This window comes from Motilibacter rhizosphaerae (assembly GCF_004216915.1).
GTDB classification, from domain to species: Bacteria; Actinomycetota; Actinomycetes; order Motilibacterales; family Motilibacteraceae; genus Motilibacter; species Motilibacter rhizosphaerae.
The window spans coordinates 73,494-95,453 of record NZ_SGXD01000007.1 but is presented as its reverse complement, the minus strand read 5'-3'; the positions used below and the strand labels follow the sequence as shown (position 1 = coordinate 95,453).

Sequence of the window (21,960 nt, the reverse complement as noted above, 5' to 3'; positions counted from 1 at the left end):
GCGGCGCGCGGGGGCCCCGGGGGGGGGGGGCCCCCGGGGGGGGGGCCCCCCCCCCCCCCCCCCCCCCCCCCCCGGGGGGGGGGGGGGGGGGGGGGGGGCGACCTCCCTGCCGCGGTAGTGGATCGGGCTGCCGCACGAGGTGGTGGCCGTACGGACGAGATCTCCTGCTGCTGGGCGCCACTCCGTGCGGTCGAGCCCGAACTGGATCGGGCAGCCTGATCGACTTCCTGGCTGAGCGCGGCGCGAGCGGGCGGAGCGGGCGGCGGGCACTGGGCCAGGAGCGGGGTCCAGCTGGCCTCCACTTCCACTCCAGTCACTCGCGCCCCTACTCTGTGCGACGAGCGTCCCGGCTGCGGGACCCGGGAGGTCCCAGCTGAAGGGGTCCGGACGACGATGGCCAGCAGGTCGGGCGACGAGGGCGGCGGCTCGGGCGAGCTGAGGGAGATGCGCTTCCTCACGGTCGCCGAGGTGGCGCAGATCATGCGCGTGTCGAAGATGACGGTCTACCGCCTGGTGCACTCGGGCGAGCTGCCGGCCGTCCGGGTGGGGCGCTCGTTCCGGGTGCCGGAGCAGGCCGTGCACCGCTACATCCGCGACTCCTACAGCGGTACCGCGTAGCCGGTAGGCTTGGGCGTCTGTCCTTCGGTCAAGGAGTCCGCGTGGGTTCGGTCATCAAGAAGCGTCGCAAGCGCATGGCGAAGAAGAAGCACCGCAAGCTGCTCCGCAAGACGCGCGTGCAGCGGCGCAACAAGAAGTAGTCAGCGCCCGCGGCTCGAGGGGCGGGAGCGCAGTCGCGCTGCCGCCCCTCCTGCCGCGCCCGCCAGCACGACGAGCCCGCCCAGGGCTCCCGCCGTCACTGCCGCGAGCCGCCAGGCACGGCGGGCCGAGCGGTACTCCCGCACGCGCCACCCGCGCTCGCGGGCGACCCCCCGCAGCCTGCGGTCGGGGTTGACGGCGCACGGGTGCCCGACGAGCTCGAGCATCGGCAGGTCGTTGGCCGAGTCGCTGTACGCCGCGCACCGCGCCAGGTCCAGCCCCTCGCGCTCGGCGAGCGCGCGCACCGCCTCCGCCTTCGCGGGGCCGTGCAGCACCCGCCCCACGAGCCGCCCCGTGTAGACGCCGTCGCGCGTCTCCGCCACCGTGCCCAGCGCACCCGTCAGACCGAGCTCGCGCGCGATCGTCCCCGCGACCTCGACGGGCGTCGCCGTCACCAGCCAGACGCGCTGGCCCTCCTCCACGTGCATCCGCGCCAGCGCGCGCGTGCCCGGCCACAGCTGGGTCGCCAGCGCGGCCCGCACGACCTCCTCGCTCACCCGCTGCAGCTCCTCCACCGGGCGCCCGCGGATGAACTCCAGCGCGGTCTCGCGCGCCTCCTGCAGCGCCGCCGGGTCCTCCACGCCACGGAGGCGGAACACCACCTGGCGGCGCCCGAAGCGCACCAGGGCCCGGGCGTCGAAGAAGCCGCGGGCGTACAGCCCCCGGGCGAGGTGGTAGAGCGAGGCCCCGCGCAGCAGCGTGCCGTCGACGTCGAAGAAGGCGGCGACCGCCGGCTCGGGGGCGACGTCGAGCGCGTCGACCAGCTCCGGGTCGACGGGCGGCCCCGCGGCACCGCCGGCGGGGCCGGACAGGTCCACCGCAGCGCGGGCGCAGGCCCGCCCCGCGTCGCGCGCGCCGCGCCGTCGGTCGCCGGAGCCCACGGCGCCGAACGTACCAACCCGGGGGGTGCGGACCGGTGCCGCGCCGCCGTCCGGCGTGCGAGCATGCCGCGGTGAGCAGCGAGCAGCAGGGCCGGGTCGAGCTGGTGGGCAAGCCCGGCTGCCACCTGTGCGACGCCGCGCGCGAGGTCGTGCAGCGGGTCTGCGGCGACGCGTACGCCGAGCGCAGCATCCTCGACGACCCCGCGCTGCACGAGCGGTTCTGGGAGCGCATCCCCGTCGTGCTGGTCGACGGCGTGGTCGTCGACTACTGGCACGTCGACGAGGACCGGCTGCGCGGGGCCCTGGCGCAGCGGCCGCCGGCGGCCCCGGGCGCGTGACCACGGGCTGGACCGCGCGGCCCGCCCTTCGTCTCCGAGTTGGAGCATCCCCCTTCTCCTGCGTAACGTGTGCCGCGGCAGGACCTGCCTAGAGGGAGTGCGAGCGGAACTCGTGAGCGACACCGGGAGCGATGCGGCGGATGCCGCCGCACGCGGCACGACTGCGGTCGAGGTCGTGCGCACCCTCCCGGAGGCGAGCGTCGCCCGGCTCCCCGTCTACCTCCGCGTCCTCTCCGAGCTCGCCCTCGCCGGCCGCACCGTCGTCAGCTCCGACGCGCTGGCCGCGCTCGCGGGCGTCGGCCCCGCCCAGGTGCGCCGCGACCTCGCGCCGCTCGGGCCGCGCGGGACCCGCGGCGTCGGCTACGACGTGGTCGCCCTGCGCGACCGGCTCCAGGACGTGCTCGGCCTGACGCACGAGTGGCCCGTCGTCATCGTCGGAGCCGGCAACCTCGGCCAGGCGCTCGCGGGCTACGCGGGCTTCGCTGACCGCGGGTTCCGCGTGGCGGCGCTCGTCGACGTCGACCCGCTGCTGGTCGGCTCCTCCGTCGCCGGGCTCGTCGTCGACCCGGCCGAGCGCCTCGAGGACGCCGTGCTCCGCAGCGGTGCCTCGATCGCGGTCGTCGCGACCCCGCCCGGCAGCGCCCAGGCCGTCTGCGACCGGCTGGTCGCCGCCGGGGTGCGCAGCATCCTCAACTTCGCCCCCGTCCTGCTCGTGGTCCCCGCCCACGTCGAGGTCCGCGACGTGGACCTCTCGGTCGAGCTCGCGCTGCTCGCCTTCCACGAGCAGCGCCGCGCCGCCGACCTCCCGCTGGACCTCCCCGTGCGGGAGGGCAGGGCATGAGCCTCATCGCCGTCGGGCTCTCGCACCGCACCGCTCCCGTCCCCGTCCTGGAGCGGGCGGCGCTCCCGGCGGAGGTCGTCCCGGAGGTGCTGCGCGAGGCGCTCGGTGGCGTGCACGTGGCCGAGGCCGCCGTGCTCGCGACCTGCAACCGGCTCGAGGTCTACGCCGAGGTGGACAAGTTCCACGGCGGCGTGGCCGAGCTCGGCGCGCTGCTGCAGGCCCGCACCGGCATGAGCCTCGAGGAGCTCACGCCCCACCTCTACGTGCACTACGAGGAGCGGGCCGTCTCCCACTTGTTCGGGGTCGCCGCCGGCCTCGACTCGATGGTCGTGGGCGAGGGCCAGATCCTCGGGCAGGTCAAGCAGGCGCTGCGCACGGCCCAGGAGGTCGGCACCGCTCGGCGGGTGCTCAACGAGCTGCTGCAGACCGCGCTGCGCGTCGGCAAGCGGGCGCGGAGCGAGACCGGCATCGACCGGGCAGGGCAGTCGGTCGTCGGCGTCGGGCTGGCCTCGGCCGAGGGCGTCCTCGACGGGCTCGCCGGGCGTCGCGCCCTCGTCGTCGGCGCCGGCTCGCTGAGCGCGCTCGCCGCGACGACGCTCGCCCGCGCCGGCGTCGCCGAGGTCGTCATCGCCAACCGCACGCCGGAGCACGGCGCTCGCGTCGCCGCGGCGGTCGGCGGCCGGCACGTGCCGCTCGACGCGCTGCCCGCGGAGCTCGCGCTCGCCGACGTCGTCGTCTCCTGCACCGGGGCCGTCGGCACCGTCGTGCGCACCGACGTCGTCGCCGCCGCGCTGCAGCACCGCGCGGTCGAGCGCGGCGGCACCACGCCCTACGCCGTGGTGGACCTCGCGCTCCCGCGCGACGTCGACCCCGGGGTGGCCGAGCTGCCGGGCGTGCACCTCGTCGACCTCGAGCGGATCGGCGAGCTCGTCGCCGCTCAGGAGGGCGGCCCGGACGTCGCCGCGGCCCGCGCGATCGTCACCGCCGAGGTCCAGGCCTTCGCCGCCTGGCAGGCCGCGGCCGCCGTCGCCCCCACGGTCGTCGCGCTGCGCGCCCGCGCCGACCAGGTCGTCACCGCCGAGCTCGAGCGGCTGGACGGCCGGCTCCCCGCCCTGGACCCGCGCGCCCGCGACGAGGTCGCGCAGACGGTGCGCCGCGTCGTGGACAAGCTGCTCCACACCCCCACCGTGCGGGCGAAGGAGCTGGCGGGGGAGCCCCTGCCGGTGTCCTACGCCGAGGTCCTGCGCGAGCTGTTCGACCTGGGCCCGGGCCCGGGCGAGGAGGCCGGCAGCGGCCTGGGCAGCAGCGGCGGGCTGGGCAGCGGCGGCAGCGTCACGCTGCGCAGCGACGGGCTCGCGTCGTGAGCGGGGGGCAGCGCGCGCTGCGGCTCGGCACCCGGCGCAGCGCCCTCGCCCTGGCGCAGTCCGGTGCCGTCGCGGCGGCGCTCACCGCGGCGACGGGCCGCCCGGTGGAGCTGGTCGAGGTGACGACCTTCGGGGACGTCTCGCGCGCGGCCCTCGCGCAGATCGGCGGCACGGGCGTCTTCGTCGGCGCCCTGCGCGAGGCGCTCGTCAGCGGTCAGGTCGACCTCGCGGTCCACTCGCTCAAGGACCTGCCGACCGCCCCGGCCAGGGGCGTCGCGCTCGCCGCGGTGCCCGAGCGCGAGGACCCGCGCGACGCCCTCGTGGCCCGCGACGGGCTCACGCTCGCCGAGCTGCCCCCGGGCGCGCGCATCGGCAGCGGCTCCCCGCGCCGCGCGGCCCAGCTCGCCGCCCTCGGGCTCGGCCACGAGGTCGTGCCGATCCGCGGCAACGTCGACACGCGGCTCCGCCTCGTCACCGACGGCGAGCTGGACGCGGTGGTGCTCGCTCGGGCCGGCCTCGTGCGGCTCGGCCGCGCGGACGCCGTCACCGAGGTGCTCGACCCGCTCCAGATGCTGCCCGCGCCCGGCCAGGGCGCGCTCGCGCTGGAGTGCCGCAGCGACGACGCGGAGACGGCCGCGCTGTGCGCCGCGCTGGAGTCGGCACCGACCCGGCTCGCCGTCCTCGCGGAGCGCAGCGTGCTGGCCGCGCTCGAGGCCGGCTGCTCGGCCCCCGTGGGAGCGCTCGCCGAGGTCGGCGAGGGCGACGACGGCGTCGACGAGCTCTACCTGCGCGCGCTGGTCGCCGCCCCCGACGGCCACGTGCTGCGCCTGCCCGTCACCGGGCCGGTGCCCGACGCCGCGTCGGCCGCCGCGCTCGGCCGGCGGCTCGCCGCCGACCTGCTCGCGGCCGGTGCCGCCGACCTCGTGCCCGCCCTCTCGTCCGCGCTGTCCCCGGCGCTCGCCAGCCGCGAGCCCCCTGCTCCTCCCGCCCCTCCGCTCCACCCCGGTGCGTCATCGACGCCGCTGCCGGACGCGCCTGCCACCCACCTGCCCGGGATGCCCGGGCCCCTACCTGGGGAGCGTGTCTGACGTGACGACCCGGCTCGTCCCGCCTACCGACAGCACCGCACCGAGCGGCGAGGACCGACCTGCCCAGGGCGCGTCCCTCGAGGTCAAGAAGGCCAAGCCGCGCGTCGTCGCCGGCGCGGTCGCCCTGCTCGGCGCCGGCCCCGGTGACCCGGGCCTGCTCACCGTGCGCGCCGTCGAGGCCATCCGCGCGGCGGACGTCGTCGTGGGCGACCTCGCCCTGCACGCCGCCGTCGTCGAGCGCTACGCACGTGCCGACGCCGAGCGCGTCGACACCTCGGAGGCGGGGCTCACCGACACCGAGCTCGCGCGGGTGCTCGTCCGCCACGCCAAGGAGGGGCGCAGCGTCGTGCGCCTGTTCTCCGGCGACCCGTTCCTCGCCGGCCACGGCGCCGAGGTCGCGGCGGCCCTCGCCAAGGCCCGCGTCGCCTTCGAGGTCGTGCCCGGCGTGTCCAGCGCGACGGCGGTGCCCGCGTACGCCGGTGTGCCGCTCACCACGGGCAAGGCCTCCGAGGTCCGCGTCGCCGACGTCTCCGGCAAGGGCGTGGCCTGGGACTCGCTCGGCGCGGGCTCAGCGACGCTGGTGCTGCTCGGCGCCGAGTCGCGGCTGGCCGAGGTCAGCGAGCGGCTCGTGGCCGGCGGGCGCCCCGCCTCGACCCCCGCCGCGGCGACCTGCAACGGCACCACCACCCAGCAGCAGACCGTCGTCACGACGCTCGGGCAGCTCGCGGTCGACGCGCAGGCCGTCGTCGACGGGTGCCACGGCCAGGTCGTCGTCGTCGTCGGCGACGTCGTGAGCCAGCGCGACAAGCTCTCGTGGTTCGAGACCAAGGCGCTGTTCGGCTGGCGGGTGCTGGTGCCCCGCACTCGCGAGCAGGCCGGCGCGCTGTCCGAGCAGCTGCGGACCTTCGGGGCCGTGCCCGAGGAGGTCCCGACCATCGCGGTCGAGCCCCCGCGCACTCCGCAGCAGGTCGAGCGCGCGGTCAAGGGCCTGGTGACCGGGCGCTACGAGTGGATCGCGTTCACCTCGCGCAACGCGGTGAAGGCGATCCGCGAGAAGTTCGAGGAGTACGGCCTCGACGCCCGCGCCTTCTCCGGCATCAAGGTGGCCGCCGTCGGCGAGCAGACCGCTGCCGACCTGCGCTCGTGGGGCATCGTGCCCGACCTCGTGCCGAGCGGCGAGCAGTCGAGCGCGGGCCTGCTCGCCGAGTGGCCGGAGTACGACCCGGTGCTCGACCCGATCGACCGCGTCTTCCTGCCGCGGGCCGACATCGCGACCGAGACCCTCGTCGCCGGGCTGACCCAGCTCGGCTGGCAGGTCGAGGACGTCACGGCCTACCGCACGGTCCGGGCAGCGCCGCCCGCGGCGCCGATCCGCGACGCGATCAAGTCGGGCGGGTTCGACGCGGTGCTGTTCACCTCGTCCTCGACGGTGCGCAACCTCGTCGGCATCGCGGGCAAGCCGCACGCGACGACGGTCGTGGCCTGCATCGGCCCGGCGACGGCGAAGACCGCGGAGGAGCACGGGCTGCGCGTCGACGTGCTCGCCCCCGAGCCCTCGGTCGCGGCACTGGCCCGCGCGCTGGCGGACTACGGGAGCTCGCTGCGCCTCGCCGCCGTCGAGGCGGGTGAGCCCGTCCTCAAGCCCTCCGAGAAGCGCCCGTCCGCGCGCCGGAAGGCGAAGTAGTGGCTGCGTCCTCTGGCTTCCCCGCCGTCCGCCCGCGCCGGCTGCGGCAGACCCCGGCGCTGCGCCGGCTGGTGGGGGAGACCTCGCTGGAGCCCCGGCACCTCGTGCTCCCCGCCTTCGTGCGGGAGGGCGCGCAGGAGCCGGAGCCCATCGCCTCGATGCCGGGCGTCGTCCAGCACTCGGTGGACTCCCTGCGCAAGGCCGCGGCGGAGGCGGCCTCCCTCGGCGTCGGCGGCATCATGCTGTTCGGCGTGCCGCTGGAGAAGGACGCCCGCGGCTCCGCCGGCACCGACCCCGACGGCATCCTCCAGGTCGCGCTGCGCGCCGTCCGCGAGGAGGTCGGTGACGACCTCGTCGTCATGAGCGACCTGTGCCTAGACGAGTTCACCGACCACGGCCACTGCGGCGTGCTCGACGAGCACGGGCACGTCGACAACGACGCGACGCTCGTCCGCTACGCCGAGATGGCCGTCGTGCAGGCCGAGGCGGGCGCCCACGTCGTCGGCCCCAGCGGCATGATGGACGGCCAGGTCGGCGTCATCCGCTCCGCGCTCGACGAGGCCCGCTTCTCCTCGGTCAGCATCCTCGCCTACTCCGCGAAGTACGCCTCGGCGTTCTACGGCCCCTTCCGCGAGGCCGTCGACTCCTCGCTCAAGGGCGACCGCAAGACCTACCAGCAGGACCCCGCCAACCTTCGCGAGTCGCTGCGCGAGGTGCTCCTCGACGTCGAGGAGGGCGCGGACATGGTCATGGTCAAGCCCGCCAGCGCGTACCTCGACGTGCTGCGGCTCGTCCGCGACAGCGTCGACGTGCCGGTGGCGGCGTACCAGGTCTCGGGGGAGTACTCCATGGTCGAGGCGGCCGCCGAGCGCGGCTGGATCGACCGCGACCGCACCGTGCTCGAGACGCTCACCGGCATCCGGCGTGCAGGTGCGGACGTCGTGCTGACCTACTGGGCCACCGAGGTCGCGGGCTGGCTCAGGGGCTGAGCCGCGCTCGCGCAGCCGCCAGCTCCTCCGGCGTGTCCGCGTCGTCGGCCGCCGCGCCGAGCTGCAGCGTCGAGCGGGAGAGCGCGGCGAGCGTACGGAACGCCGGGAGGCCGTGCAGCGGCTGAGCGGCGGCGAGGTGGGTCCGCAGCGGGTCCGCGCGCCATGCGCTCAGCAGCGGCTGCTCGCGGCCCTCGGCGTCCACCGCCATGACGCCCTCAGTGCCGGTCGCGTGGAGGGCCGCCACCAGCTGCTCGACCCCGGCACGCGTGACCCAGGGCAGGTCGCCCGCGAGCAGCACGACGACGAGCGCCGCCGGGTCGAGCTCGTCCACCCCCGCCGCGACGGCCGCGGCCGGCCCGCCGTGCGGCGGGTCCTCCTGCACCCACCGCACCGGCAGCGACGTCGTCCGCGGCTCGCCGACGCACACGACCTCGCTCGCACCGGCCGCGGCAGCCAGCACCCGGTCGAGCATGGCGACGCCGCCGACGGGCTCGGCGAGCTTGTCGCTGCCCATGCGGCGGGAGCGCCCGCCGGCGAGCACGACCGCCGCGTACGTCGTCACGGGCGGCACCGTACCCAGCGCCCCGAGCGCGTTCACCTGGCGTTGCGGAAGCCGTGCCCGAGCGGTCATGTCATCTTCGCCGCAACGACCTGGCTGCCGGTGCCCCGGCGAACCAGACTGCCTGCGCCGGACAGCCGAGGAAGGACGCCATGAGCCACGGGCACCACCACCACGACCACCACTCGAACGGGGACCACGCGCACGGGGAGCACGACCACACCCACGAGCCCTCGACGGGCCTGCAGTCCGAGTGGGCGGACGAGTCGATCCCCGACAGCGAGCTGAGCCCCCGGTCGCTGTCGCGCCGCAACCTGCTCCGCAGCGCGGGCGTCCTCGGCGCCGGCGCGGCGTCCCTCGGGGTCTTCGGCGGTGGCGCGGGCGTCGCGGCCGCGGCCGAGACGAGCAGCAGCAGCAGCAAGAAGGACGCGACCGAGGGCATCGTCTACCTCTCGGGCGACCACCACATCCACACGCAGTTCAGCTCCGACGCGCTCTACATGCCGGAGCAGCAGGCGCGCCGCGGCGCGGAGTACGGCCTGGACTGGCTGGTCATCACCGACCACGGCAGCGTCGCGCACGCCAAGATCGGCGTCGACAAGGTCAACCCGCACATCAGGAACGCGCGCGTCGAGACGCCGCGCACCCTGGTCTTCCAGGGCCTCGAGTGGAACATCCCCGCCGCCGAGCACGGCACCGTCATCGTCACCCCCGGTGACAACGAGGTGGCCGTCCTCAAGGAGTTCGAGAACTCCTTCGACGGCGCGGTGACCGGCACCACCGACGGCACCCTCGGGGGCCCGAACACCGCCGCCAACGAGTCGCTGGCCATCAAGGGCATCCAGTGGCTGACGGCGCAGAAGCAGGCCGGCCGCGTGGCGGACGCGATCATGTTCGCGAACCACCCTGCGCGCAAGGGCATCGACTCCCCGCACGAGATCCGCGCGTGGCGCGACGCCGCCCCCGGCACCTTCACCGGCTTCGAGGGTGCGCCGGGCCACCAGGCCGCGCAGCTCTCCGGCGGCGCCCGCGGCGAGTACGGCTTCGCCAAGAGCGCGCAGAGCTTCCCCGACTACCCGGTCGAGGCGTACCGCACCCACGGCGGCTTCGACTGGATGTCCGCGACGGTCGGCGGTCTCTGGGACTCGCTGCTCGCCGAGGGCAAGCCGTGGTGGATCACGGCCAACTCCGACAGCCACCAGGTCTTCAACGACCGGCTCGTCCGCCCGGCCGGCCAGGACACCGACGCGTACTTCCAGGCCAACGGCCAGTACGGCGACCCGGTCGACTCCGGTGCGCCCGTCTCCGGCCGCTCGGACTTCTTCCCGGGCTACTACAGCCGCACCCACGTCGGCGTCTCGACCTTCGGCTACGTGCCGGTGGTCGAGGGCCTGCGCTCCGGCAACGTGTGGGTCGACCACGGCCAGCTCATCGACGGCCTCGCCGTGCAGATGCGCCGCCGCGGCGGCTCCGGGGAGACCGCGCCGCTCGGCGGCGTGCTCATCGCGAAGAAGGGCGACAGCGTCGAGGTCGAGATCACGATCGACCTGGCGAGCCGCCCCAACAACAACGGCGACTGGCCGACGCTGCGTCGCGTGGACGTCATCCGCGGCGACGTGACGGGGCCGGCGACGAACAAGGACGGCTTCTACAACCCCACGGCTGCCGTGGTGAAGCAGTTCGAGGTCTCGCAGCAGACCGGCCAGGTGTCGTTCAGCCTGCGCTTCAAGAACGTCGACCGGAACTTCTACGTGCGCCTCCGCGGCACGGATGCCCGCCGTTCGGCGGTCGGCCTGCTCGGCGCCAAGGTCGACCCGCAGGGCCCGGCCATGGACGTCCCCGGTGTGGGCAGCCCCTGGGACGACCTGTGGTTCTACACCAACCCGATCTTCGTCGCGGTCGCGTGACGATCCCCGTCGGGACCGACGCCCCGCAGGCCTCCGGGCCTGCGGGGCGCTCGGCTGTGGGCAGTGCTGTGGGCAGTGCTGTGGGCACGGTGGTGGGAGCGAGCCTGCTCCACGTCGAGACCCACGACGCGGAGCACCTGCTGCACGACCTGCTCGACGCCCTGGGGGTCGCCGGGCGGGACGACGTCGTGGGGACGACGCACGTCGTCAGCGCGCCGTGGCAGCACGAGTGCGTCGCCGTGGAGCTCCCCGCCGGGGTGCCGGCCGACCCGGCGGTGCTGGCCGCCGCGGTGGGAGCGGGGGTCGCCGTCCGCGAGCCCGGCGGCGAGGTCCGTGCTGCGGGGGACGAGCGGCAGGCCGCTGGTGCGGCGGCCGCCGGCGAGCAGCTGGCGGCGCGTACGGGCGGGCGGGCCGTGGTCTACCCGGGCCAGGCGCTGCTCGTGGGACGGGTGCCCGTCGCCGACGTCGTCGCCGGGACGCGCATCGAGAGTGCCGTCGACCGGGCGGCGCGCGCGCAGGCAGCGCCTGAGGACGTGCTGGAGACACGGGGTTTCGTGCGGCCCGTGTTCGAGGACGGCCGCCTGGTCGCGCCGTGCCTGCCCGCCGGACCGGGGCTGCTCGTGCCGTGGGAGCCCGAGCACGTCCACCGGTGCGGCGGGCACTAGCCCCCTAGGGCTCCTGGCGGTCGCGCAGCTCGGTGGACGTCGCGCCACCGCCGTCGGCGGCGACCCGCTCCTCGGACGAGCGGACGTCCACGACCTGGTCGTCCGCGCTGCGGGCGTCGTCGCGCAGGTCGATGTCGGGCGTGCCCGTCCCCGCGGCGCCGGGAGAGGCCAGCGGCTGGTCGAGCAGCTCGTCGGCGCGGCCCTGCTCGGTGAGGTCGGCGCGCGTGCGGTGCAGGTCGGCCTCCGCGCGGCTGCGCTCGGCCTCCGCGCGGCTGCGCTCCGCCTCGGCCGCGGCGAGCCGCGCCTCCCGCTCGGCGATCTCCGCGTCACGGGCGCGCCGGTCCGCCTCCGCGTGGTGCTGCTGGGACACCTCCTCGCGCCGGGCGCGGAGCTCGGTCTCCCGCGCCCGCTCCGCCTGCTGGGCGCGCATGCGCGGCACGAGGGCCGCTGCCACGGCGAGCAGGACGACGACGACGATGATGGCGACGATCCACCCGGTCATGGGGACCTCCTTCAGGTCGTCCGAGTGGATTCCCCGAAGATCGTCGGACTAGTCCCGCTGTCACCCGGACGTGGTGCCCGCGCCGTGCCACGATCCGGAGATGCAGCGCTGGGCCCTGCTCGGGCGTACCTCCCTCGTCGCCGCGGCGGCCGGCGTCGTCGCGCTCGGCGTGCGGCTGGAGCACGTGCACAGCGAGACCTGGGAGTGGGGGCTGTCGCCGGCGGCGACGCCCGCGAAGCCGCACTACCTCGGCCGGGACTACCTGCGCTCGGGCCCGACCGCCGCGCCCTCCGGCGGGGCGCACCGGCTGCGCGACGACTCCGGGGGCGGTGAGGTCTGGGCGCGCACCCTCAGCACGTACGCGCCGGCCGGGCTCACGGTCCGCAGCAGCAGCGGCGGGTGGGTCGGCTACTCGCTGATGGGCGGTCCCTGAGCCCAGCTAGTCGGCCGCGCGCGGCGGCAGCTCCGCGCGCACCGTCGCCGCCGCGGCGTCGAGCGCCGCCGCGTCCCCGCCCGCGAGCCCGACCGCCACGCCCGCGAGGAACGTCGTGAGCGGTGCGGCGGGGCGCGCCACGCCGTGGGCGGAGTCGCGGGCGAGGTCGAGGATCGCCTGGCGCACCGGCAGAGCGGCGAGCTCGTCGGACAGGCCGAGAGCGGCGGCCACGCGGGAGGTCCACTCGTCGAGGGTGATCTCGGCAGGCTCGGGGGCGTCGGTCATGCCCGCATCCTGCCAGCCGGCCCGGTGCTGGGGAGCGGCTCAGCCCTTCGCGTACGCCACGGCGAGCTCGCCGACGAGCTGGACGTAGGACGCGTCGTGGTTGTAGCTGAAGATCGCCGCGCCGAGCGCGCTCCCGCTGCGCATGTCGCCCCCGCCGGCGCAGAGGTACGTGCCGGCCGCGGCGGCGGCGTCGTCGATGTCCTGCGGGTCCGCGACGCCGTCGCCGTCGGCGTCCGTGGCGACGCGGGCCCAGGTCGAGGGGATGAACTGCATCGGGCCCACCGCGTGGTCCCACTGCGGGTCGCCGTCGAGCCTCCCGCCGTCGGTGTCGGGCACCGCGGCGTACGTCGTGCCGTCGAGCGCCGGGCCGATGATCGGCGGCGTGGAGCGGCCGTCGGCGCCGAGCACCGCGCCGCCGAAGCGCCCGTGGTTGGACTCGACCCGGCCGAGAGCAGCGAGCACCGGCCAGGACAGGTGGCAGCCGGGGTCGTGCGCGTCGGCGAGGCTGGCCCCCCGCACGTACGCGGCCTGGGCGACCGCCGGGATGCCGCTGGTCAGCAGCTGGGCGGGGAGGACGCGGCCGGCCTGGGGAGCGGCGGGGCTGGGCACGGGGTGCGCGCGGAGCTCCTCGCCGAGGCTGCCGACGACGGGGGTGCGCGGGACCGGCTGCGCGCTCGAGCTCTCGAGCCCGAGCGCGGGGCGCGCGACACGGGCCTGCGCGGCGGCCGGGCCGGTCGGGGCGCTCGCGACGGGGTCGGCCGAGCTCGTCGCCTCCGGCAGCGCGGACGCGGCCAGCACGAGGACGGGCACGCAGGCGACGCCCGCGGCGACGACGGAGCGGGGGAGGCGCGCGGCACGGGCACGCGGCAGGAGGGGGCGCAGAGCAGCTCCTCGGGTCGCGGACGGCGGGCGGACGCGTACGGCACCCGCGGCTCCACCCTGCCGGACGGGGGCGGGCACGTCCAGCCAGTCGAACGACCGGTGCGTCCCGGTTGTTCCGTTCCGCGGGCCCGAGTCGCGCAAACAGGACTGGAGTTGCGACGAAAGTGTCCCTAGGCTGCAGGGCAGCAGCAGCCGTCGAGGAGGACCCATGTGCTACGGATTCGGTGAGCCGACCCAGGCGGCGCCGGCCGCCCCGCAGGCCGCGCCCGCCCCGCGCTCGGGGGAGCGCCAGGTGCCCCTCGACGACGTGAGCATCCAGCTCTACACGCTGCGCACCGTGCTCGAGGACGACCACGACGCGGTGATGACCGCGCTGGCCGGCATCGGCTACCGCAAGGTCGAGGCGGCGGGCACGTGGGGCCGCACCGCCCAGGAGCTGCGCGGCTTCCTCGACGGGCTCGGCGTGCGCGCGACCAGCGCCCACCTCCCGCTCGCCGAGGACGCCGCCGGGCTCGAGCGCAAGCTCGCTGACGCGGTGGCCCTGGGCCACGCGTACGTCAACGTGCCGTTCCTGCGCTCGGAGTCCAGCGAGGACTGGAAGCGCTGGGCCGACGAGATCAACGCCGAGGCCCAGGCCTTCGCCGAGCAGGGCATCCGCTTCGGCTACCACAACCACGCCCACGAGTACACCGTCCAGCTCGACGACGGCACGACCCCCTGGGACGTCCTCACCTCGCGCTGCGACCCGGCCCTCGTCCACCTCGAGCTCGACCTGCACTGGGTGGTCACCGCGGGCGTGCAGCTCGGCGAGAGCGACCCCGTCGGCTACACCCTCGACGTCATCTCCGCGGCGCCGCAGCGGGTCCGGCAGTACCACGTGAAGGACCGGCACGCCGACACCGGCGACACCGGCGACCTCGGCTCCGGGATGGTCGACTTCGCCCGCATCTTCGCCGCCCACCAGGTGGAGGAGTGGATCGTCGAGAACGACCGCCCGGACGTCACGCCGCTGCGGACGGCCGAGGTCGGGTGGGCGTACCTCAGCGACATCAGGTTCTGAGGCTCGGGGGCCCCGGACTCCCAGGCAGCCCACAGGTCGGCGAGACCAACGCCACTCGGCGGCATGCGCGCCGGGTGGGAGGATGGAGGGGTGCCCGACACCTCCCGTTCCGCCGAGCTCTTCGCCCGCGCGCAGGCCGTGAGCCCCGGCGGGGTCAACTCCCCCGTGCGCGCCTTCAAGGCGGTCGGCGGGACCCCGCGCTTCTTCGTGGACGGCTCCGGCCCGTACCTCACCGACGCCGACGGCGCGACCTACGTCGACCTCGTCTGCTCGTGGGGCCCGCTGCTGCTGGGGCACGCGCACCCCGACGTCGTGCGGGCGGTGCAGGAGCAGGTGGTGCACGGCACGTCGTACGGCGCGCCCAACGTCCACGAGCTCGAGCTCGCCGAGGAGATCGTGTCCCGCGTGGACCCGGTCGAGAAGGTGCGGCTGGTCAGCTCGGGCACCGAGGCGACGATGTCGGCGATCCGGCTGGCCCGCGCGGCGACCGCGCGCGACCGCATCATCAAGTTCTCCGGGCACTACCACGGCCACTCCGACAGCCTGCTCGCCGATGCGGGCAGCGGCGTCGCGACGCTCGGCATCCCCGGGACGCCCGGCGTGACGCGCGGTGCAGCCGCGGACACCCTGGTGCTGCCGTACAACGACGTCCCCGCGCTCGAGGCGGCCTTCGCCGAGGCCGGCGACGGGATCGCCTGCGTCATCGTCGAGGCGGCCTCCGGCAACATGGGCGTCGTGCCGCCGGCGCCGGGGTTCACCCAGGCGCTGCGCGACCTCTGCACCCGCTACGGCGCGCTGCTCGTGAGCGACGAGGTCATGACCGGCTTCCGCGTCTCGCCCGCCGGCTGGTACGGCCTGGAGGGCGTCGTGCCGGACCTGCTGACGTTCGGCAAGGTCATGGGCGGCGGCTTCCCCGCCGCGGCCTTCGGCGGCCGCGCCGAGCTCATGGACCTGCTCGCCCCGAGCGGCCCGGTCTACCAGGCGGGCACGCTGTCCGGGAACCCCGTGGCGACCGCCGCCGGGCTGGCCACCCTGCGGGCGGCCGACGGCGACGTCTACGCCCGGGTCGACGCGGCAGCGAAGACCGTGTCCACCGCGGTCTCCGAGGCGCTCGCCGCGGAGGGCGTCGAGCACCGCGTGCAGCACGCGGGCAGCATGTTCAGCGTGTTCTTCACCGCGGACGAGGTGCGCGACTACGAGGGCGCGAAGGCCCAGCAGGCGTGGCGGTTCCCGCCGTTCTTCCGCACGATGCTCGACGCCGGGGTCTACCTCCCGCCGTCGGCGTTCGAGGCGTGGTTCCTCTCGGCGGCGCACGACGACGCGGCACTCGACCGGGTGCTTGCCGCCCTGCCGGCCGCCGCGCGCGCCGCGGCCCAGGCGGTGCCGGCGTGAGCGAGACCACGCGCGTCCACCTGGTGCGCCACGGCGAGGTGCACAACCCGACGGGAGTGCTCTACGGCCGGCTGCCCGGGTTCCACCTCTCCGACCGGGGCCGGGAGATGGCCGAGCGGCTCGGGGAGGTGCTGGGGGAGCGCGACATCACCCACCTCGTCGCCTCGCCGCTGGACCGCGCGCAGGAGACAGCCGCGCCGCTGGCCGCCTTCCGCGGGCTCTCGATCACCACTGACCCGCGTGTCATCGAGGCCGGCAACCGCTTCGAGGGCAGGACGTTCGGCGTCGGCGACGGGTCCCTGCGCCGGCCCGCGGTGTGGCCGCTGCTCGTCAACCCGTTCCGCCCGTCGTGGGGCGAGCCCTACGACCAGATCGCCCAGCGCATGCGCGCCGCCGTGACCGACGCGCGTGCCGCCGCCCGCGGGCACGAGGCCGCGATCGTCAGCCACCAGCTCCCGGTGTGGGTGGCGCGCTGCTCCTACGAGGGCCGGCGGCTGTGGCACGACCCGCGTACGCGCCAGTGCTCGCTCGCGTCCGTGACCACCCTGGTGTGGGAGGGCGACCGGCTCGCGCGCATCGAGTACCTCGAGCCGTGCCTCGACCTGCTGCCGGCCAAGGCGGGGTACGGCGCGTGAAGCTCCGCGCTACCCTCGCCGTCGTACTGCTGGCGCTCGCCGCCTGCTCCGGCAGCAGCGACGCGCGCGGCAAGAAGATCGGCCAGGACGAGATCGTCACGTGGGACTCGGGCCAGGGCCCGGCCTTCCCCGCGCTCACCGGCACGGACCTCACGGGCGGGCCGATCAGCCTGCAGCCGGGCGGCGCGGTCACCGTCGTCAACTTCTGGGGCTCCTGGTGCGGCCCGTGCCGCCAGGAGGTCCCGGCGCTGAAGAAGGCCGCCGCCGAGCTCGCGCCGAAGGGCGTGCGCTTCGTGGGCATCAACGTCCGGGCCAACGGCGACAAGGTGGGCGAGGCGAAGTACGCCGCGCAGGAAGCCCTGCCGTACAAGACCTTCTGGGACCCAGACGGCAAGATCCTCCTGCAGCTGCGCAAGGTCGCCCTCACCGCGCCGCCCCAGACGATCGTCATCGGGCCGGACGGCCGCGTGACCGCGCGCTTCGCCTCCGCCATCAGCGCGATCACGCTGGAGTCCCTCGTCGCCGACGCGACGGGCACCTCGGCCGCCACGACCCCGTCGCCGGCGGCCTCATGAGCACCATCACCACCGGTCCGCTGCTGCTCGCCGCGCCGCTCGCCGCGGCAGCGGGGCTCGTGTCGTTCCTCTCGCCGTGCGTGCTCCCGCTCGTGCCCGGCTACCTCTCCTACGTCACCGGGCTCACCGGCGAGGAGCTGGCCGAGCGCCGCCGCGGCCGCGTCGTCCCCGGCACCGTGCTGTTCGTGCTCGGCTTCAGCGCCGTGTTCATCCTCGAGGGCGTGCTGACCACGCTGGCGGCGCGGGTGTTCCTCGTCGAGCACCAGCACGCGCTGCAGCAGGTCCTCGGCGTGCTCACGATCCTGCTCGGCCTCGCCTTCGCGGGTGCGCTGCCGGGCGTGGCCCGCGAGTTCCGCCTGCACCGCCGCCCGGCGCTCGGGCTCGCCGGCGCGCCCATGCTGGGCGCGCTGTTCGGGCTCGGCTGGACGCCCTGCGTCGGCCCGACCCTCGCGGCCGTGCTCAACCTCGGCGCGGCCGGCGGCGACTCCACCCGCAGCGCGCTGCTCGCCGCGGCGTACTGCCTGGGGCTGGGGCTGCCGTTCCTCGTGGCCGGGCTCGCCTACCGGCGGGCGCTGTCCGCGTTCTCCGTCGTGCGCAGGCACTCGGTGTGGGTGCTCCGGTTCGGCGGGGTCATGCTCGTCGCCATCGGGCTGCTGCTGCTGTCGGGGACGTGGAGCGAGCTGCTCGTCATCGTGCAGCGCCGCGTCGACTCCTTCGGCCCGGCGCTGTGAGCACGCTCGCCCCCGGGCTCGCCGGACCGCGCCTCGGCCCCGTCGGCTGGCTGCGCTGGGCATGGCGCACGCTGACCTCGATGCGGACCGCGCTGGTCCTGCTGCTCCTGCTCGCCCTCGTCGCCGTGCCCGGCTCGATCATCCCGCAGGAGGCGGTCAGCCCGGGCCGGGTCACGAACTACCGCCAGCAGCACCCGCACCTCGCCCCGTGGGTCGATCGCCTCGGCGGCTTCCACGTCTACACCTCGCCGTGGTTCTCCGCGGTCTACCTGCTGCTGTTCACCTCGCTGGTGGGCTGCGTCGTCCCGCGCGCGCGGCTGCACTGGCGGGCCGTGCGCGCGCGGCCACCGCGTACGCCGTCGCGGCTGGAGCGGCTGCCCAGCTCCCGCGAGTTCACGACGACGGTAGAGCCCGAGACCGTCCTGACGGCGGCCCAGGAGCTGCTGCGGGACAAGCGCTTCCGACTCGACCGGCACGAGGCCAGCGTCGCGGCGGAGAAGGGCTACCTGAAGGAGACGGGCAACCTCGTCTTCCACGTGGCGCTGCTCCTGCTGCTCGTCACCTTCGCCTACAGCCACCTCGTGGGCTTCACCGGCAACCGGGTCGTGGTGGTGGGCAGCGCCTTCGGCAACGGGCAGTTCGACTCCGTGCGCTACGGCGCGAGCGCCGGCCCCGACGACGTCGTGCCGTTCACCCTGGAGCTCGACTCGCTGCAGGTGCGCTACCAGCCGACGGGCGACCAGACGGGTGCCCCGCGCGGCTTCGACGCCGCCGTCTCCTGGAGCCTCGGCGACCGCTCCGGCACGGCGCACGTCAAGCCCAACTCGCCGCTCATCGTCAACGGGGACAAGGTCTTCCTCACCGGCAACGGCTACGCGCTGCGCGTCCGCGTACGGGACGCGGCAGGGACCGTCGTCAGCGAGCCGACCGTGGTCTTCCTGCCGCTCGACGGCAACGACACCTCCGTCGGCGTGGTCAAGGTGCCGCAGGCGGAGGGTGGCCTGGTCTTCTCCGGCGTCTTCCTGCCCACCGCCGTCGTGGACCCCGTGCGCGGGCCGGTGTCGGCGTACCCCGACCTGGTGAAGCCCGAGGTCTACTGGACCGCCTACACCGGCGTGGACTCGTCGTCCTCGGTCTACTCGATGGACCCCACCGGCCTCACCCAGGTCAAGGACGCCGCGGCCCCGTGGCGCAAGGGCGTGAGCCTGCAGGACCCGGTCGCGGAGCTGCCCGGAGGCAAGGGCTCCATCGAGCTGCTCGGCATCGAGCGGTTCGCCAACTTCCAGATCTCGACCTCGGCCGGCGACAAGCCGGTGCTCGCCTCCGCGCTGCTGGCGCTGTTCGGCCTGACCAGCTCGCTGCTCCAGCGCCAGCGCCGGGTCTGGGTCCGCGCGACGGGGACGGCCGAGGGGCGTACCGTCGTGCAGGTGGCGGGCCTGGGCCGCAGCGAGTCCGCGGCGCTCGCCGAGGAGGTCGCGCTGCTGGCCGGGGAGCTTCAGTCGCGGGTGGACGGCGGGCGCGGGCCCGCAGCAGCACGAACGGAGCAGGCATGAGCATGGCGGCGCTGAGCCTCGACCTCGTCTACTCGGCGATGGCGGTCTACACGCTCGCGATGGTGTGCTTCTTCGCCGAGATCGCGCTCGGCCGGTCAGCGGTGGCCGTCCCGGCCGTCGCGCCGGTGGAGGAGCGGGTGCCGGCGATGGCGGGCGGCCCCGGGGTCGCACCGGAGCCCGTCGCCGTCGTCCCGGACGCCGCGAGCAGCGGCGGACGCGGCGAGCGGCTCGGCCGCACCGCGGTCGCGCTCACCACGCTGGCGTTCCTCCTCCACGGCGCGGGCCTGGTGACCCGCGGGCTCGCGGCGCACCGCGCGCCGTGGGGCAACATGTACGAGTTCGCGCTGACCGCGACCTTCATGGCCGCCGGCGTCCTGCTCGCCGGGCTGCGCGCGTGGGGCGTGCGCGCCGCGGGCGCCGTCGTCGTCCCGGTCGTCCTGCTGCTGCTCGGGCTCGGCGTCACCGTGCTCTACACCGACGCCGAGCAGCTCGTCCCGGCGCTGCAGTCGTACTGGCTGTGGATCCACGTCACCGCCGCGACGCTCGCCGCCGGCGGCTTCATGCTCGGCGCCGCGCTCACCTCCCTCCGCCTCGCCCGCGGCCGGCTCGAGGTCCGCGCCCCGCGCTGGACCTCGGCGCTGCCCGCCGACGACGTGCTGGACCGTACGGCGTACCGCGCGCACGTCTTCGCGTTCCCCGTCTTCACCTTCGCGGTGATGGCCGGCGCGATCTGGGCGGAGAACGCCTGGGGCCGCTACTGGGGCTGGGACCCCAAGGAGACCTGGTCGTTCATCACGTGGGTGTTCTACGCGGGCTACCTGCACGCACGGGCGACCCCGGGCTGGCGCCGGCGCGCGGACCTGCTGGCGCTGCTGGGCTTCGCCGCGCTGATGTTCAACCTGTTCGGGGTCAACATCTGGTTCTCCGGGCTGCACGAGTACGCCGGCCTGGGGAAGTAGGGCGGCCTGCCCAGCACCACCGGCTAGGCGCACCAGCGGCTAGGCGCCCGGGCCGTCCTCGTCCTCGCGGAGCCGCCGCTCGCGCTCGCGCAGCTCCTGCTCCCACTTGTGCAGGCGGAGCCGCTCGAGGAACGCGGGGTCGTCGTCGGGGGCGACCTGCTGGCGCGGGGAGGGCCGGGACTGCGGGGCGGACCAGCCGGTGCCCGCGCCCTCGACCCGGGCCCGTCCGGCGAAGAGGTAGACGAGCGCGCCGACCAGCGGGAACAGCAGGATCAGCAGCACCCACAGCACCTTGGGCAGGCCGCGCAGCGCCTCCTCGGGCGTCGTGATGCAGTCGACCAGCGCCCACACGACGAGGACGAGGCCCAGCAGCTCGGGCAGGAAGCGCAGCACGGCGACAGCGTAGGCTTGACCCGTGCTCCAGCGCTATCCGCTTCCCGCGTACCTCGCGCTGCGCACCGCCCTGCTGGTCGGTGTCGCCGTCGTCCTCTGGGCGCTCGGCGTGCGCGGGCTGCTCGCGATCATCCTCGCGCTGCTCGTCTCGAGCGTCATCAGCCTGTTCACGCTCGGCCGCTACCGCGACGCGGTGTCCGGCAACCTCGACCGCAGGATCTCCCGCACCCGCGAGCGCCTCGACCGCGCGGCGGCCAGCGAGGACGAGTAGGTCCGGTCCAGGGTCTAGCTGCGCAGCCGCGCGACCACGAGCTCGCGCCACGCGGGCACCAGCGCGCCCAGCTCGGCCAGCTCCACCTCGTCGCCCAGCTCCGCCCCGGCCGGCACCGCCTCGAGCGTGCGGCGCACCGCGAGCGGCTCCTCGACGCCCGTGAGCCCGAGCGCGGCGAGCGTGCTCCCCGCCACGGTGACGCGCAGGGGGCGCCCCCGGAGGGTGGCGGAGTAGGCGTGCGGACCGTCGGCGGTCACGTCCAGGTCGTCGCTCACAGGGCCAGCCCGAGTCCGAGCAGCGCGCCGTAGGCGAGCTGCAGCCGCCCCGTGCCGGCGAGCACGGGGATGAGGTCGCGGCCCCGCGCGCCGCTGCGGACGACCCGCACCGGTGCGGCGGCCAGCGGCAGCGCGAGGAGGGCCAGCAGCGCGCCCGGACGCGCCGGGGCGAGGGCCAGCGGGACGAGCGCGGCGAGGGCGAGCAGGCCGGCGTACAGCAGGCGGGTGCGCGCGTCACCGAGGCGCACGGCGAGCGTGCGCTTGCCGGAGACCGCGTCGCTCGGGATGTCGCGCAGGTTGTTGGCGACGAGCAGCGTGCAGGCCAGGGCCCCGACGCCGACGGCGGCGCCGACGGCGAGCCAGGGGAGCGACTCCGTCTGGACGTACGCGGTGCCGGTGACCGCGACGAGCCCGAAGAAGACGAAGACCGCGAGCTCGCCGAGCCCGGCGTAGCCGTAGGGGTGGCTGGTGCCGGTGTAGCCCCAGGCGGCCGCGACGCTGACCGCGCCGACGGCGAGGAGCCACCACGCGCCGGTCGCGACGACGAGGACGAGCCCGGCGACGCAGGCGACGCCGAACGCCGCGAACGCCGCCGCCCTGACCGCTCCGGGCGAGGCGGCCCGCGAGCCGACGAGCCGGAACGGCCCGACCCGCTCGTCGTCCGTGCCGCGGATCCCGTCGCTGTAGTCGTTGGCGTAGTTCACGCCGACCTGCAGGGCGAGCGCCACGACCGCGGCCACGACGGCGCGCCACGCCACGGCGCCGCCCTCGGCCACCGCGGCGCCCGTGCCGGCGAGGACGGGCGCGATCGCGGCCGGGAGGGTGCGTGGGCGGGCGCCGGACACCCACTGCGCGGTCGTCGTCACGCGCCCATCCTCCCAG

General features: G+C 75.7%; 27 protein-coding genes. 19 read left to right on the top strand and 8 right to left on the bottom strand.

Translation table 11 applies throughout. The features are described 5' to 3' along the window. Nucleotides 1-393 precede the first annotated feature (393 nt). Together EV189_RS19325 and EV189_RS19320 are read left to right on the top strand one after the other, a co-directional pair. Nucleotides 394-618, top strand: a complete 225-nt coding sequence (locus tag EV189_RS19325) for a helix-turn-helix domain-containing protein (protein ID WP_130494649.1) — start codon at nucleotides 394-396, stop codon at nucleotides 616-618. Nucleotides 619-659: 41 nt separating this feature from the next. Then, nucleotides 660-758 carry a 30S ribosomal protein bS22 gene (locus tag EV189_RS19320; RefSeq protein WP_121193030.1) on the top strand — a complete coding sequence of 33 codons (99 nt, stop codon included), beginning with the start codon at nucleotides 660-662 and terminating at the stop codon, nucleotides 756-758. On the opposite strand, the gene EV189_RS19315 is transcribed toward EV189_RS19320, so the two are convergent. Next, entirely contained in the window at nucleotides 759-1,697 is a 939-nt protein-coding gene (locus tag EV189_RS19315) for an HAD family hydrolase (RefSeq protein ID WP_130494648.1), read from the bottom strand. 71 nt (nucleotides 1,698-1,768) lie between these two features. Between EV189_RS19315 and EV189_RS19310 the strand changes: the two genes are divergently transcribed. The 6 genes from EV189_RS19310 (at nucleotide 1,769) to hemB (ending at nucleotide 8,001) form a co-directional block, all read left to right on the top strand. Further along, the gene (locus EV189_RS19310; protein WP_130494647.1) at nucleotides 1,769-2,035 is read left to right on the top strand and encodes a glutaredoxin family protein; all 267 of its coding nucleotides are present in this window, start codon (nucleotides 1,769-1,771) and stop codon (nucleotides 2,033-2,035) included. A 175-nt stretch (nucleotides 2,036-2,210) separates the two neighbouring features. Next, nucleotides 2,211-2,876 (top strand): redox-sensing transcriptional repressor Rex, encoded by a 666-nt coding sequence (locus EV189_RS19305; protein WP_407938162.1) that lies wholly within the window; start codon nucleotides 2,211-2,213, stop codon nucleotides 2,874-2,876. Further along, nucleotides 2,873-4,240: a glutamyl-tRNA reductase gene (locus EV189_RS19300; protein ID WP_130494645.1), complete on the top strand. Its 1,368-nt coding sequence runs from the start codon at nucleotides 2,873-2,875 to the stop codon at nucleotides 4,238-4,240. Before EV189_RS19305 ends, EV189_RS19300 begins: the two co-directional genes overlap by 4 nt. Continuing rightward, on the top strand, nucleotides 4,237-5,328 hold the full coding sequence (gene hemC / locus EV189_RS19295; RefSeq protein ID WP_231116587.1) for a hydroxymethylbilane synthase: 1,092 nt from the start codon (nucleotides 4,237-4,239) through the stop codon (nucleotides 5,326-5,328). The genes EV189_RS19300 and hemC overlap by 4 nt, the downstream gene beginning before the upstream one ends. Before the next feature lies 1 nt (nucleotide 5,329). After that, nucleotides 5,330-7,012, top strand: a complete 1,683-nt coding sequence (locus tag EV189_RS19290; protein WP_130494644.1) for a bifunctional uroporphyrinogen-III C-methyltransferase/uroporphyrinogen-III synthase — start codon at nucleotides 5,330-5,332, stop codon at nucleotides 7,010-7,012. Further along, complete coding sequence (gene hemB / locus EV189_RS19285) at nucleotides 7,012-8,001, top strand: porphobilinogen synthase (RefSeq protein ID WP_130494643.1); 990 nt, start codon at nucleotides 7,012-7,014, stop codon at nucleotides 7,999-8,001. Before EV189_RS19290 ends, hemB begins: the two co-directional genes overlap by 1 nt. Here hemB and mobA read toward each other — a convergent pair. Further along, on the bottom strand, nucleotides 7,991-8,563 hold the full coding sequence (gene mobA, locus EV189_RS19280; protein WP_165400398.1) for a molybdenum cofactor guanylyltransferase: 573 nt from the start codon (nucleotides 8,561-8,563) through the stop codon (nucleotides 7,991-7,993). The two genes, hemB and mobA, sit on opposite strands and share 11 nt — an antisense overlap. Nucleotides 8,564-8,712: 149 nt before the next feature. Here mobA and EV189_RS19275 point away from each other — a divergent pair, with 149 nt between their 5' ends. Beyond that, nucleotides 8,713-10,467, top strand: a complete 1,755-nt coding sequence (locus tag EV189_RS19275; RefSeq protein ID WP_130494641.1) for a PHP domain-containing protein — start codon at nucleotides 8,713-8,715, stop codon at nucleotides 10,465-10,467. Beyond that, on the top strand, nucleotides 10,464-11,132 hold the full coding sequence (locus EV189_RS19270) for a hypothetical protein (protein WP_130494640.1): 669 nt from the start codon (nucleotides 10,464-10,466) through the stop codon (nucleotides 11,130-11,132). The genes EV189_RS19275 and EV189_RS19270 overlap by 4 nt, the downstream gene beginning before the upstream one ends. A gap of 4 nt (nucleotides 11,133-11,136) precedes the next feature. Here the strand turns inward: EV189_RS19270 and EV189_RS19265 are convergent, their stop codons facing one another. Beyond that, nucleotides 11,137-11,634, bottom strand: a complete 498-nt coding sequence (locus EV189_RS19265; RefSeq protein WP_130494639.1) for a hypothetical protein — start codon at nucleotides 11,632-11,634, stop codon at nucleotides 11,137-11,139. Nucleotides 11,635-11,734: 100 nt separating this feature from the next. On the opposite strand from EV189_RS19265, the gene EV189_RS19260 reads away from it, so the two are divergent. Further along, a complete protein-coding gene (locus tag EV189_RS19260; protein ID WP_130494638.1) occupies nucleotides 11,735-12,067 on the top strand; it encodes a hypothetical protein in 333 nt (110 codons plus the stop codon). Nucleotides 12,068-12,073: 6 nt separating this feature from the next. On the opposite strand, the gene EV189_RS19255 is transcribed toward EV189_RS19260, so the two are convergent. After that, nucleotides 12,074-12,352, bottom strand: coding sequence for a DUF6457 domain-containing protein (locus tag EV189_RS19255; protein ID WP_130494637.1), 279 nt, complete (start codon nucleotides 12,350-12,352; stop codon nucleotides 12,074-12,076). Between the two features lie 39 nt (nucleotides 12,353-12,391). Beyond that, entirely contained in the window at nucleotides 12,392-13,312 is a 921-nt protein-coding gene (locus tag EV189_RS20495) for a lytic murein transglycosylase (RefSeq protein ID WP_231116586.1), read from the bottom strand. A 130-nt stretch (nucleotides 13,313-13,442) separates the two neighbouring features. Here EV189_RS20495 and EV189_RS20405 point away from each other — a divergent pair, with 130 nt between their 5' ends. From EV189_RS20405 to ccsB, 7 genes are all read left to right on the top strand, one after another. Then, complete coding sequence (locus tag EV189_RS20405) at nucleotides 13,443-14,294, top strand: sugar phosphate isomerase/epimerase family protein (protein WP_165400397.1); 852 nt, start codon at nucleotides 13,443-13,445, stop codon at nucleotides 14,292-14,294. Nucleotides 14,295-14,357: 63 nt separating this feature from the next. Further along, the gene (gene hemL / locus EV189_RS19240; RefSeq protein ID WP_130494634.1) at nucleotides 14,358-15,686 is read left to right on the top strand and encodes a glutamate-1-semialdehyde 2,1-aminomutase; all 1,329 of its coding nucleotides are present in this window, start codon (nucleotides 14,358-14,360) and stop codon (nucleotides 15,684-15,686) included. Beyond that, on the top strand, nucleotides 15,683-16,321 hold the full coding sequence (locus tag EV189_RS19235; RefSeq protein ID WP_130494633.1) for a histidine phosphatase family protein: 639 nt from the start codon (nucleotides 15,683-15,685) through the stop codon (nucleotides 16,319-16,321). Before hemL ends, EV189_RS19235 begins: the two co-directional genes overlap by 4 nt. Next, nucleotides 16,318-16,896, top strand: a complete 579-nt coding sequence (locus tag EV189_RS19230) for a TlpA family protein disulfide reductase (protein WP_165400396.1) — start codon at nucleotides 16,318-16,320, stop codon at nucleotides 16,894-16,896. The genes EV189_RS19235 and EV189_RS19230 overlap by 4 nt, the downstream gene beginning before the upstream one ends. Then, nucleotides 16,893-17,627 carry a cytochrome c biogenesis CcdA family protein gene (locus EV189_RS19225; protein WP_130494631.1) on the top strand — a complete coding sequence of 245 codons (735 nt, stop codon included), beginning with the start codon at nucleotides 16,893-16,895 and terminating at the stop codon, nucleotides 17,625-17,627. The genes EV189_RS19230 and EV189_RS19225 overlap by 4 nt, the downstream gene beginning before the upstream one ends. After that, on the top strand, nucleotides 17,624-19,180 hold the full coding sequence (gene resB, locus EV189_RS19220) for a cytochrome c biogenesis protein ResB (protein WP_130494630.1): 1,557 nt from the start codon (nucleotides 17,624-17,626) through the stop codon (nucleotides 19,178-19,180). The genes EV189_RS19225 and resB overlap by 4 nt, the downstream gene beginning before the upstream one ends. A 2-nt stretch (nucleotides 19,181-19,182) precedes the next feature. Beyond that, entirely contained in the window at nucleotides 19,183-20,139 is a 957-nt protein-coding gene (gene ccsB, locus EV189_RS19215) for a c-type cytochrome biogenesis protein CcsB (protein WP_231116584.1), read from the top strand. A 39-nt stretch (nucleotides 20,140-20,178) separates the two neighbouring features. Here the strand turns inward: ccsB and EV189_RS19210 are convergent, their stop codons facing one another. Then, nucleotides 20,179-20,532, bottom strand: a complete 354-nt coding sequence (locus tag EV189_RS19210) for a PLD nuclease N-terminal domain-containing protein (RefSeq protein ID WP_130494628.1) — start codon at nucleotides 20,530-20,532, stop codon at nucleotides 20,179-20,181. Between the two features lie 22 nt (nucleotides 20,533-20,554). On the opposite strand from EV189_RS19210, the gene EV189_RS19205 reads away from it, so the two are divergent. Next, complete coding sequence (locus EV189_RS19205) at nucleotides 20,555-20,803, top strand: DUF4229 domain-containing protein (protein WP_130494627.1); 249 nt, start codon at nucleotides 20,555-20,557, stop codon at nucleotides 20,801-20,803. Nucleotides 20,804-20,817: 14 nt separating this feature from the next. On the opposite strand, the gene EV189_RS19200 is transcribed toward EV189_RS19205, so the two are convergent. Further along, nucleotides 20,818-21,078 carry a hypothetical protein gene (locus EV189_RS19200; protein ID WP_130494626.1) on the bottom strand — a complete coding sequence of 87 codons (261 nt, stop codon included), beginning with the start codon at nucleotides 21,076-21,078 and terminating at the stop codon, nucleotides 20,818-20,820. Next, nucleotides 21,075-21,944 (bottom strand): 1,4-dihydroxy-2-naphthoate polyprenyltransferase, encoded by an 870-nt coding sequence (locus EV189_RS19195; RefSeq protein ID WP_130494625.1) that lies wholly within the window; start codon nucleotides 21,942-21,944, stop codon nucleotides 21,075-21,077. The genes EV189_RS19200 and EV189_RS19195 overlap by 4 nt, the downstream gene beginning before the upstream one ends. Nucleotides 21,945-21,960 lie beyond the last annotated feature (16 nt).